Here is a 12,094-nt window from a genome sequence, read left to right as displayed (position 1 = left end):
AGAAAGGTAAAGTAAAACCGGGTAGTCGCCAATGGAAAAAGTCTAAAACATATCAAAAGTTAGCTCGTAAAAAGCGAGAAATAGAGCGGCGTAAGAGCGCTTATGCTAAGTCTCAAAACCGGAGAATTGTCAATGAGATTTTGAGACATGGTAATCAGATCAAAACTGAAAATGTATCGGTGAAGGCATGGCAGAGGCGATATGGTAAAGCTATTTCTGCTAAGTCTCCCGGTTTTGTCCAATCTGAATTAGCACGCAAGGCTGTAAGTGCCGGTGGGCAATTAATTAAGTTTTCTACTTCACGTACTGCACTGTCGCAAACCCATTTGACTGGTGAACGGATTAAGAAAAAACTTTCAGAGCGCGTTCACTATGACCAAACAGGAGTTGTGATGCATCGCGATCTTTTTAGTGCATACCTGAGTAGATATGTCAATGACGAAGATAACCTTCTATTGCATCTTGCTCAAAGTGAGTGGGAAAGGTCGGAGCCTTACTTAATGCAGGCATGGAAGGACTTTCAAATCAACTGCGAACAAGTAGGCGCGTCCGAACGTAGGCTGAGTCATTCACCCTCAGAGCAGTTCTGCATGAAGCCAGAAACGGTTAGCCAGATAGCTATTGATGAGCGAAAAGCTAACTTTAATTCCTGGCCTGAATCCCCGTCTCTTTAGAGCGGGGTGTGGCTCAATAATGGTGCCGTACTCTGCTCGAAGAGAGCACCCTACTTAGAGAAATTTTGCTATCGCTAACGCACCCTACTTAGAGAAATTTTGCGTCAGTCCTGTAAATGTCAAGCAATTGCTCCAAAACTTAACTAAATACCGCTAAACAAAGCCCGCCGTCAGCGGGCTTTGTTACTTTTTTTTAACATTGGATTCAGAATTGGCTGGGAAAGTTCTTGAGCGCGGAAAAAAGGATAGGACTAGAAACAAGTTTTACTTTTTAAGCCGACCTTCCCATTGCTTGCGCTTGCAACGCCAGCGTCGCATCAATCACCTGCTTTGCCTTTAGTAGAGCTTCATTTACGGTAGTAACAGGCACACCGTATTGAATGCCTTGGTAGACCCACTGGAGCCAGCATCCTTTATTTTTCTTAAGTTTATTCAGGTAAATCGGGATGGTTTGGTAAGTAGTAACGGGTGTTAAATTAGTCATTGATCCAACCTCTGTACCGAACGGCTTAATCGTGGCTTTTGTGACAATTTCATAGATTGCACCCTGAGGTTTTATACATCTAAGTTATAAGATGTAGTCGATTTAATTGGTATTTTTAATCATAGCGCCAGATAGAGGATGGGAAGGATAGAAGCTAGCTATACATTCTATAGGTAAGTTAAATGTATCCCCCTATACCCTAATCGCTCTCAGCCAATTAAATATCTATAAAATTATTTAATCACGGTTGGCGTGTTGGTGAATATACCTAAAGTTTTTTGTAGCAAAATTACGGCTATTTCTGAAGACAGATATTATCAATCCATGCCACCATAAGCATTTGAGGCTTAGGGGTGGATCGTAGGTGTAGTAACGATCGCTCGCGGGCTTGTTGATAATAGTTTTTAGGCTCAGAGGACAGCTTGAGGCACGTACATGACAGGAAAAACGGTAGAAAAGCTTGAGCAGCAAATAGAAGACTTCCTAGAAGGAATGGAGGATCTGTCCCAGTATACTCACCAATTGTCGAAACCGCAGCAGCAGAAATTAGCGCTTGAGATCGCTAAATTTTGCCAAAGGTTGGGTTCGCTACAAGAAGACGTTGAGGAAGTGCAACGGTCCAAGGTAGGGTTGAACGCCACCTGTCTAGGAATCGAAGCGGAACGTCGGCGCTACCAGGAGTTGTTTGAGCTGGCACCGGATGGGTATTTGGTGACGGATGGGGAGGGTGGAATCTTAGAAGCGAACTGTGCAGCAGCCAATTTATTAAAGCTATGTCGCGATCGCTTGCTAGGCAAATCCCTAGATGATTTTATCCCGCGATGGCAACGAGCTAAGTTTCGCACCCAACTTTCAAGATGGGATAGCAGCGAAGTCGCCAGAGAATGGGAAATGCCCGTAGTGCAAGTTGGGGGAAAATCTCTCAGGGTGAATTTTACCGCGTCACCCGTGCGTTCCTCAGAGGGAACGATAGTCGGTTGGCGAATTCTGCTGAAAGATATCAGCCACAAAAAGCAGCAGAAAACAACGAACAAAAGCGCTCAAAAGCAACTGAAAGCTCAAGCTCAAACCATTGCGCAACTTAAACAAGAAATTGCCCAATACAAGCAGATGCAAAAACTTTCTGCGAGGGAACAACAACAAACCGCGCGCTTGCTAAACAACCCGGTGAGGGTTTCCAACATTCGCACGGCGGAACTCGAACAGGCGCTCAACTTTGAAGCGATGCTCAAGCGCATCACTGACAAAGTGCGCGATAGTTTCGACGAAAGCCAGATTTTGCATACCGCCGTCCAGGAATTAGTGCGAGTTTTGGGTTTGAGGGGTTGCAATGCGGCTTTATACAATCTCGAGCGAGCCACAGCTACGATTAGCTACGAGTATACCCCTGACATGCCTGGGGTTCAGGGGAAAGTGGTGCCGATGACTGAGTGCGCCGAATGGTATCAGCAGCTGCTGCAACGGCAGTATTTTCAGTTTTGCATTCGCATCCCTAGCTGGCAGGGAGAAATTTCCATCCTCGCTTGTCCAATTGTCGATAACCAACGGACCTTGGGAGATCTGTGGTTATTCAAGCAGCACGAGGATACGTTTAACGAAGTAGAAATTCGGTTGGTGCAGCAAGTCGCTTCTCAGTGCGCGAGCGCAATTCGTCAAGCGCGACTCTACCACGCTGTCGAAGCACAAGTCACCGAATTGGAACGACTCAATCGCCTCAAAGATGAATTCCTCAGCACGATTTCCCACGAACTCCGCACCCCAGTCGCCAACATGAAAATGGCAATTCAAATGTTAGGTATAAATCTCAATCGCGAGTTACCATTTTTCGATGAATTAGCCAAACCTCAAGCACAACAAAGCAAATTAGCTCGCTATTTCCAAATCTTGCAAAACGAGTGCGATCGCGAAATTAACCTAATTAACGACGTACTAGATTTACAGCGACTCGAAGGCGGGAAGCAACCCCTAAAACCCGCAGCTATTCAACTATCGGATTGGTTACCTCAACTCGTAGCACCCTTTCTGGAAAGCACTCAAAAACGCCAGCAGACTTTACAGGTGAATATCTCCCCTACAATACCTCCTTTTTTATGCGACCAAGGCAGCTTGGAGCGGATTATCACCGAATTGCTCAATAACGCCTGTAAGTATACGCCCTCCAACGAACAAATTACCGTTACCGCCTCTGCTAAACCGGGGTTAATTCAATTGAGCGTTAGCAATTCGGGAGTTGAAATTCCCGATAGTGAATTATCTCGCATTTTTGATAAGTTCTACCGCATTCCCAGTACGGATCCTTGGAAACAAGGCGGAACGGGACTGGGACTAGCGTTAGTGAAAAAATTGGTGGCTCATTTGGGCGGTATTATGGAGGTGAAAAGTCAGGATAATCAAACTTGTTTTACCGTCACTTTACCGGATAATATCATGTCCTTAGGCAACGGTTGTGTAACTGTTAATAGCTAATTGCTAATGGCTGCTGGAGGAGGCAATTGATATCATGTCCGGTTGAATACTTATAATTCGGGCTGACGCCCAGACGCTCCTGACGCACCGGACGGGTCGACGTTTTTAATTATAAGTAATTAACCGGACATGATATGACAAGCTCGCAATTAGCCATTAGCCATTAGCCATCCATTTTTTGACCAGGGGTGGGTAAGTGCTGTTTCTGTAACTTGGTGAGTGCGCGCGCGACAACACGGCTTCGACTCAATTTCATCCTGAGAGCAATCCTGTCTGACAAAATATCGGCTATAATGTAAGAAATTCAAATCAAGAACGAAACGCTCATGGAGAAAGCTTTCCGCTATCGGTTCTACCCCACGCCAGGGCAAGAAACCTTGTTGCGGCAAACGGTAGGCTGTGTGCGGCTGGTCTACAACCGAGCGTTAGCAATGAGAACTGAAGCGTTCTATCAAGAACAGAAACGCATTGGATACAACGAAACCTCTGCTGCACTAACCCAGTGGAAGAAGCAGGAAGATCTCTCGTTTCTCAAGGATGTTTCGTCAGTGCCATTGCAACAATCTCTCAGGCACTTGCAGTCTGCGTTCTCCAACTTCTTTGAACGACGAGCGAAATATCCCACCTTCTTGAAGAAGCGCAATGGTGGATCGGCAACGTTTACCAAGGCAGCATTTACACTCAAAGACGGTCAAGTGTTCATGGCAAAATCGGATGAGCCACTCAATATCAAGTGGTCGCGACAACTGCCCAGAAACGCAAATCCATCGTCAATCACGATTAAACTCACGCCTGCCGGTAAATGGTTTGTGTCGATTATGTGCGACGTGAAGATTCTTCCAAATCCAAAATCAACCAAACAGGTTGGTTTAGATATGGGAATTTCATCGCTGGTGACAACCAGTGACGGGATGAAATTTGAGCATCCCAAGTCACTCAGGAAAGCGATCAAAAAGCTGAGACGATTGAATAAGTCTTTAGCTCGAAAACAAAAAGGGTCTAACAATCGTCGGAAAGCAAGGTTAGCCTTAGCAAAAAAACACGAGCAGATTGCCAACATCCGTAAAGACAACTTGCACAAGATCGCGGCTCAATTGGTACGCGAAAACCAAGTCATCGCAGTTGAGACGCTGAACGTCAAAGGGATGTTAGGCAATCATAAGTTAGCTCAAGCAATCTGGTTAGGCAGTTGGGGGGAAGCGTTACGCCAGTTGGAATACAAATCGAACTCGTACGGGCGTGACCTTGCCAAAGTTGATCGGTGGTTTCCCAGTTCCAAGCGGTGTTCTTGTTGTGGTCACATCATGGACAAAATGCCGCTATCAGTCCGTGAGTGGGACTGCCCCAAGTGCAATGTTCACCACGACCGAGATCAGAATGCCGGGAAGAACATTTTAGCCGTGGGACTCACGGTGTTAGCCTGTGGAGCGACCGTAAGACCAAAATCCTCAGAGGATGGCGGCGGGTGCTATGAAGCAGGAAGTAACAGTCGCAAGGCTGTAGCGACTCGGAGGCGACGCCAAAGCTCCGAGGAATCCCCACCCTCAAAGACCGCAGCGCGTAGCGCCAGGGCTTAGGGTGGGGAGGATGTCAAATGGGAAACTCAGCATTGAAGAACCCATCTTAAAAGTGGGCGCAATCCATCCAAAATCTAAAACATGCTCAGTCACATTGTCAGGTGGGTAATTGACCGCCGCTGGCTTGTCGTATTAGCTACAGTTATCGTCTCGCTTTGGACATTTTACGTCATTCCTCAGATGCCGTTAGATGTATTACCAGCTTTTGCACCACCCCAAGTTGAAATTCAAACTGAAGCACCCGGACTCGCACCTGAAGAAGTCGAATCCCTAGTAACATTACCAATCGAAAGTGCAATTAATGGTACACCGGGAGTAACCGCAGTCCGTTCTTCCTCGGCGGCGGGAATTTCAGCGGTGAGGGTAATATTTAATTGGGGAACTGAGATTTATCAAGCACGCCAATTAGTCACCGAACGACTGCAACAAGCAATTAGTAAACTACCGCCAGGAGTAGAAACACCGCAAATTTCCCCCACTACCTCGCCGATTGGTTTGGTTGTCCAATACGCTTTTACAGTCGAGGAGGACGAGAATCCCCAATCCAAAATCGGCGTTCCCAGGCAGGATCCAGGGAACGAGCCAAAATCCAAAATCGACTTGATGGAAGTACGGCGAATTGTTGATTGGCAAGTCACAAACCGCCTTTTAGCAGTTCCTGGTGTGAGCCAAGTTTTAGTTTTTGGAGGGGATATCCGTCAATACCAAGTATTAGTAGATCCAGAAAAACTCAAAGCCTTTAATATTACTTTAGAACAAGTAGTTAACGCGACTCAAGCCGCTAACGTAAATGCTCCGGGAGGCTATTTTATTACACCCGATACAGAAAAGTTGATTCGGGGTATTGGCAGAATTGAATCCATTGAAGACTTAAAAAAATCAACAATCGTTGCGCGTAATGGAGTACCCGTGCGGCTGCAAGATATTGCAGATGTGGAAATTGGTGCTGCAATTAAACGGGGTGATGGCAGTTTTAACGGCAAACCTGCAATTATTTTAATGGTTAATAAACAACCGCTTGCCGATACTCCCACTGTTAGCCGTGCAGTGGAAAAAGCCATGACAGAAATCAAAGCAGCTTTACCTCAAGGTATTAAAGTTATTACTACATTCCGCCAAGATAGTTATATCGCATCTTCGGTCGAAAACGTCCGCTCCTCTTTAATTCAAGGGAGCATTATTGCAGCGGTGATTCTGGTTCCATTTTTAATGAATTGGCGCACGCTTGCAGTGTGTTTGCTAGATTTTTTCCTCACATTGCTGTTTGGATTGTTGGCGCTTTCTTGGTTAGGAGTAGGACTCAATACAATGACTTTAGGGGGTTTGGCAGTCGCCATTGGGACTGCGATTGATGATGCAATTGTTTATGGTGAAAACACCTATCGCCGACTGCGGGAAAATAAAACATCTGAAAATCCACTACACCCACTAGAAATTATTTTTGAAGGTTCTCAAGAGGTACGCGATTCGTTGATTGGGGCAACTCTAATTGGAATTATTGTTTTTTCGCCAATTTTTACCTTACCGGGTGTAGAAGGTCGGATATTTACCCCAATGGGGATTTCTTATTTAGTAGTAGTTGTTATTTCTAGTTTAGAATCGCTGCTAGTTTCTCCAGCTTTGTGTGCGATTTTATTACCGAATGTGAAAGTGACAAAGCGAGAACCGTGGTTGGCTAGATTTTGCAAGCATATTTACGGTTTTTGTTTGAATTTATCGATGGGAAATCCTTTGTTAATAGTAGCGACGGCGACGAGTTTAACGATAGCAGCAATTGTAATGATTCCCTCGTTTGGCAGGGCATTTTTACCAGAATTTCAAGAACAAACAATGGTAAATACTCTGACATTATATCCAGGTGTTTCCCTAGAAGCCACAACTAAAGCTGGTTATGTAGTTGAAGACGCACTTAAAGATGACCGCAGATTTAAGTTTATTCAAACCCGTGCTGGACGTGCCGCAGGCGATGCAGATGCAGCGGGTGTAAACATTGCACACGTCGATATTGAACTTAGTAAAGAAGGGATGAAAAATCGAGAAAAAACTTTAGAAAAATTGCGGGAAGAGTTTGATAAAATACCAGGAGCAGCACCTAATGTAGGCGGATTTATCTCGCACCGGATGGATGAAGTTTTGTCGGGGGTACGGAGTGCGATCGCCGTGAAAATTTTTGGCCCCAACTTGGAAGAACTGCGTAAAATTGGGCAAGCAGTCGAAGCGCAAATGAAAGCGGTTAACGGCGTTGTTGATTTATTACTAGAACCTCAAATCCCTGTGCCGCAAATTCAAATTAAATTTGACCGGGATGCAGCAAGTCGTTACGGTCATACGGTGGGAAATTTGGCAAATATTATTGAAACTGCACTCAATGGCAAGGTAGTTTCTCAAGTTTTGGAAAACCAACAATCGTTTGATTTATTGGTGTGGTTAAAACCCGATGCTCGTCAAAATATGGAAACGATTCGTAATTTATTAATTGATACACCCGATGGACAGAAAATCCCTTTAGGTAATGTTGCCAGTATCGGAGATGGCAAGGGACCTAATACTATCAACCGCGAAAATGTTTCCCGTCTGATTGTGGTTTCGGCAAATGCAAAAGGTCGAGATTTACGCTCAATTGTCAATGAAATTGAAGCCAAAGTTAAACATGTCCAAATACCTGCTGGTTATTTTATTCAATACGCCGGCCAATTTGAGGCAGAAGAACGCGCTAGCAGAAACATTATCGTATTCAGTATTATAGCCTTTATTGCTATCACGTTACTGATGTATCTTTCGGTTAAATCTATTGCTTCTACTGCCATGATTATGATTAATTTACCCATTGGTTTGGTAGGAGGCGTAATTGCAGTAGCTTTAAGCGGCGGAGTAATTTCTGTTGCGTCTTTGGTTGGGTTTGTTTCCTTGTTTGGGGTAGCCACTCGCAACGGTTTATTATTGGTAGACAATTACAATAGCAAACATGCTGAAGGAATGCCGTTGAAAGAAATTATTATTAAAGGCTCGATGGAACGACTGAATGCAATTTTGATGACGGCTTTAACTTCCGCGTTGGGTTTAGCACCGATGGTAATACAAGGGGGGCCAGGACAAGAACTTTTGCAACCTTTATCAATTGTTGTATTTGGTGGGTTGTTTACTTCGACGGCGATAACTTTGGTGGTTTTACCCGCGTTGTATGCAAAGTTTGGTAAGTACTTGTTTCCAAAGCAAACAAAGCAAGCTGTGGCTCAGGAGGAGCAGTTTTTCATGCATATGTAGGAAAAGTTTCGAGTGCTAATGACTACCCAACAATGTGCAATTTCATCCTGATTTCATATGATTCAGCTTTCCTGCCCTCACAAATTCCTCAAATTTCTGGCCTAAGCTTGAGATAACCACCTTAGAGGAATATCCTTTATTTTTTCAGAGGAAAATGGGTTTCACCTAGCTGGAAATGAGGTGTGAAAATGAACAGAAAACCTTTGATTTACGGGATTTTAGGACTGCTCGCATGCAGTGCAGTTACAGCCTTAGCAATGCTCCTGCCAGCCAAAACTTCTCCACAAACCGCAACAGCAACTCCCCTTGCAGGTCGGATTAATCCAGTCGAGTCTCCAACAGCAATATTGGCTCAAGCAACCTCTCCAGTTCCCTTCAGACCAAGGATGATGGGAATGGGACATTCTGACTCACACTTTATCGTCATGATGATTCCCCATCATGAAGGGGCAATAGCAATGGCAGACTTGGCATTAAGTCGGTCAAAGCGCTCTGAAATTAAACAACTTGCCCAGGCGATTAAAACAACTCAAACCCAGGAAATTGAGCAAATGCGAACCTGGTACAAACAGTGGTACGGCGCGGATGTTCCTACCTGGCAACCTGGGATGGGAATGGGTAGGGGCATGATGGGAAACCCGAACAACGGAAATCCAAAACAGTTGCGCCCCAATTCTCGTCCGGGTTGGGGAATGGGAATGGGATGCAGGGGGATGATGGGTACAGATTTATCTGCGCTGCAAAATGCGCCTGACTTTGACCGCGCGTTTATCGAAGAAATGATTCCCCATCACCAAATGGGGGTGATGATGGCACAAATGGTTATCAACAGTCAGCGCCCTGAAATGCGGAATCTAGCTCAATCGATCATCAAGAATCAAACTGACGAAATTAACCAAATGCAACAGTGGTATCAATCCTGGTATAAATAACAGGAATAAAGCTGCACAACAGGTAAGCAGGTGAGCAGGTGAGATCTTGAGCAGGTGGGAGGAAAAAAACAGCTTTTCCCACAATCAACTATATACAGGTAAGGAAATTGACACTTGGGGTGATATTATGTCCGCCTAATTACCCTGAATAAAAATCTCAGAGCGTCACCGTGTCACCGTTCTCCCAAGTCATTCCTAACTATGGGTGAAGAACCGGACATGATATGACTACATCACCCTGCTTGACCGGGTTCGAGCGTTGGAAGAATGGAAACGTAAACTGCAAGGAGAGTCAGATCAAGGTGCTGGAAATTAGTCCCAAGTTTGAGTACTTGAATAGGTTGGGTTTCGTCACCTCAACCCAACCTACGAACTTATCCGATCAAACCAATTAACGCTTCAATTAATATTTGATTCTGTTCATCCGTACCAACTGTAATTCGCAGTTTATCTTCTAATCCTGGTTGTTTGAAATAACGCACCAAAATTCCCCGATTTTTTAACCCAAGATATAGTTGTTCTGCCTTGGCTACCGTTGGCGTTGCTAAGACAAAGTTTCCCTGGGAATTCAAAACTGTAAAGCCTAGATTTTTCAGTTCAATTGTTAGTTTTGCCCGCGATACTTTCACCTTTTCCGCACAAGCATTTTTATAAGCTTGATCCCCCATCGCTGCGGTGCCAACTGCGGTGGCGATCGCATCAATATTATAACTATCTTTCACCTTAAATAATCCCGCCAATAACTTAGGATTCCCAATCCCAAATCCCATCCGCAATCCTGCTAAAGAATATCCTTTTGATAAGGTTCTTAAAATCATCACATTTTCAAATTCTTGCACCAGGGGTAAGGCTGAATATTCGGCAAAATCAACATAAGCTTCATCGATCGCAACAATTCCCGAAACTTGTCTAGCAAGCGATCGCAAGTCCTCCAACGGTACCAAATGCCCCGATGGACTATTGGGCGATGCAATAAATGTTACAGCCCCATTCGCTTTAACCAGCGCATCAATCGGCAGTGAATAATCCGAGGGATAGGGAATTTCAACTGTTTTAGCAGGTTGCATCGCCGCCAATGTGCGATACAGTACGTAAGTGGGCATGGGATAAACGACTGTGCGATCGCTCCCCTCAGCCGTCGAACGCACAATGACGTTGAGTAATTCATCGCTGCCATTACTGACGATAATCCAATCTGCGGGGACGCCCAGCGCATCGCTGACTGCGCGACAAAATGACTTGGCATAGGGATCGGGATAGCGCCGCAACCATTCGCTGTCTAGATTGCGGAGGACTGCGATCGCATCCGGCGAAGGCGGATAAGGATTTTCGTTAGTATTGAGTTTAATAATCGGAGTTCCCGGCTTAGGTTGTTCGCCGGGAGTATAACCAGTCATCTCGTCAATAGCAGCGCGAAAGTAATTCATAGTCAACATCAAAATTCAGAGCAAGCATGAATATTGTAGAGGATATGTTGAACATAACTTTTCTTCAGTCAAATCAACGCCGGGTAGGGACATTGGCTAAAGTAACTTTTGTCGTCAGCGCCAAGTTTTTCCCCTGCCGTGTCCCGGCAATGATGTTGCATTGCACCCAATGGAAAACTGCTGTAATATCATGTCCGTTGAATCACCCGTAATCAAAACCTTCTCTTGTGCGTTGTCTTGTAGGGAACATCAATTGGTTAAAAGTTTTTTGACGCAGCTGTTGGATGCCGTGTCCCTACTCCTAATTCAGCGTAATCAACCGGACATGATATATCATTACCTCATAATGCCAGGGTAGGGAAATGCATACTAATTGGACTTAAACATGAGACGATTGCGTTACTCATCATTGGCAGCCTCTATCTGTTCGTAAGCGGCGCGATTATTAACACCGCGATCGCGTAGGGAACATCATAGATATCTCGGACAAACAGATAACGTTAATCATGTTCCCTACTCCTAATTATGGGTAATCGACCGCATATGATATGAAGCATCGCCGTCATGCTCTGGGGGACAGTAGCGATCGCGATCGCATTCTTGATTGTGGGGTGTGCGATCGCATTTTTACCCCCAGCTACACTGCACCCAGACGCGCTCATTTATTCTAAAATCTTAGAAACGAACAATTTTTCCTCAACCCAAGCGGGTGCGAAAATCCCAGGGGGTTCACGAAAACACCAGAACCTTGACAAATCAATAGTTTCAGTATTTCGGAGCAATTGAGTCAGGAAAACTCTGAAGGCTGAAATCGACTTTCGATTAGAGGTTCGCGAAAATCCTCTTCAGGATCCTCTATCAGTCGTCGTTCTAGACTCTAGACTTTCAACTAGCTAAATCCCCGCCAGGGGACTGCAACACATCAATCCCTGGCTCACCATCTTCTGACAAATCTTGGCTTTCAGCTAACTAAATCCCCGCAAGGGGACTGAAGCATCATTTGGCCCGCTACCACGTTGGGGCAAATATTGTCTTTCAACCAACTGAATCCCCGCAAGGAAACTGAAACTCAACACCTATCCCCACACACCGATAAAGCCGCGAGCGCACAAATCAACGGCGGGTAGGGACACGGCATCAGTAACTTTTGTCCTCAGCGAAAATTTTTCGACTGCCGTGTCCCTGCAACGATCTTGTATTGCACCCAATGGAAAACCGCTGTAACTGGAAACTCAAACTTGTCGCAATTCGAGCGATGGCAGAGCCACCT

9 protein-coding genes and 1 pseudogene are annotated in these 12,094 nt (G+C 45.1%); 7 read left to right on the top strand and 3 right to left on the bottom strand.

The annotated features are described in order from the left end of the window. Nucleotides 1–674, top strand: a pseudogene (locus MiSe_RS09545) (RNA-guided endonuclease TnpB family protein); the annotation flags it as partial. A 271-nt stretch (nucleotides 675–945) separates the two neighbouring features. On the opposite strand, the gene MiSe_RS09540 reads toward MiSe_RS09545, so the two are convergent. After that, on the bottom strand, nucleotides 946–1,158 hold the full coding sequence (locus tag MiSe_RS09540; protein WP_226578019.1) for a hypothetical protein: 213 nt from the start codon (nucleotides 1,156–1,158) through the stop codon (nucleotides 946–948). A 435-nt stretch (nucleotides 1,159–1,593) separates the two neighbouring features. Here MiSe_RS09540 and MiSe_RS09535 point away from each other — a divergent pair, with 435 nt between their 5' ends. The 4 genes from MiSe_RS09535 (at nucleotide 1,594) to MiSe_RS09520 (ending at nucleotide 9,397) form a co-directional block, all read left to right on the top strand. Continuing rightward, nucleotides 1,594–3,624, top strand: coding sequence for a sensor histidine kinase (locus MiSe_RS09535; protein WP_226578015.1), 2,031 nt, complete (start codon nucleotides 1,594–1,596; stop codon nucleotides 3,622–3,624). Nucleotides 3,625–3,950: 326 nt separating this feature from the next. Beyond that, nucleotides 3,951–5,201 (top strand): RNA-guided endonuclease InsQ/TnpB family protein, encoded by a 1,251-nt coding sequence (locus tag MiSe_RS09530; RefSeq protein ID WP_226578012.1) that lies wholly within the window; start codon nucleotides 3,951–3,953, stop codon nucleotides 5,199–5,201. A gap of 81 nt (nucleotides 5,202–5,282) precedes the next feature. Then, nucleotides 5,283–8,465 (top strand): efflux RND transporter permease subunit, encoded by a 3,183-nt coding sequence (locus MiSe_RS09525; protein WP_226578009.1) that lies wholly within the window; start codon nucleotides 5,283–5,285, stop codon nucleotides 8,463–8,465. Nucleotides 8,466–8,653: 188 nt separating this feature from the next. Beyond that, on the top strand, nucleotides 8,654–9,397 hold the full coding sequence (locus MiSe_RS09520) for a DUF305 domain-containing protein (RefSeq protein ID WP_226578005.1): 744 nt from the start codon (nucleotides 8,654–8,656) through the stop codon (nucleotides 9,395–9,397). Between the two features lie 374 nt (nucleotides 9,398–9,771). Here the strand turns inward: MiSe_RS09520 and hisC are convergent, their stop codons facing one another. Next, nucleotides 9,772–10,824: a histidinol-phosphate transaminase gene (hisC, locus tag MiSe_RS09515; RefSeq protein ID WP_226578003.1), complete on the bottom strand. Its 1,053-nt coding sequence runs from the start codon at nucleotides 10,822–10,824 to the stop codon at nucleotides 9,772–9,774. A 26-nt stretch (nucleotides 10,825–10,850) separates the two neighbouring features. Between hisC and MiSe_RS09510 the strand changes: the two genes are divergently transcribed. Continuing rightward, on the top strand, nucleotides 10,851–11,036 hold the full coding sequence (locus tag MiSe_RS09510; RefSeq protein WP_226578000.1) for a hypothetical protein: 186 nt from the start codon (nucleotides 10,851–10,853) through the stop codon (nucleotides 11,034–11,036). Nucleotides 11,037–11,372: 336 nt separating this feature from the next. Then, the gene (locus MiSe_RS50840) at nucleotides 11,373–11,495 is read left to right on the top strand and encodes a hypothetical protein (protein WP_264196422.1); all 123 of its coding nucleotides are present in this window, start codon (nucleotides 11,373–11,375) and stop codon (nucleotides 11,493–11,495) included. A 405-nt stretch (nucleotides 11,496–11,900) separates the two neighbouring features. Here the strand turns inward: MiSe_RS50840 and MiSe_RS50835 are convergent, their stop codons facing one another. Next, the gene (locus MiSe_RS50835) at nucleotides 11,901–12,032 is read right to left on the bottom strand and encodes a hypothetical protein (RefSeq protein ID WP_264196421.1); all 132 of its coding nucleotides are present in this window, start codon (nucleotides 12,030–12,032) and stop codon (nucleotides 11,901–11,903) included. Nucleotides 12,033–12,094: the final 62 nt, after the last annotated feature.

The sequence above is a fragment of the Microseira wollei NIES-4236 genome, assembly GCF_020521235.1.
Lineage (GTDB): Bacteria > Cyanobacteriota > Cyanobacteriia > Cyanobacteriales > Aerosakkonemataceae > Microseira > Microseira wollei.
This window is presented reverse-complemented; position numbering and strand designations above follow the sequence as displayed.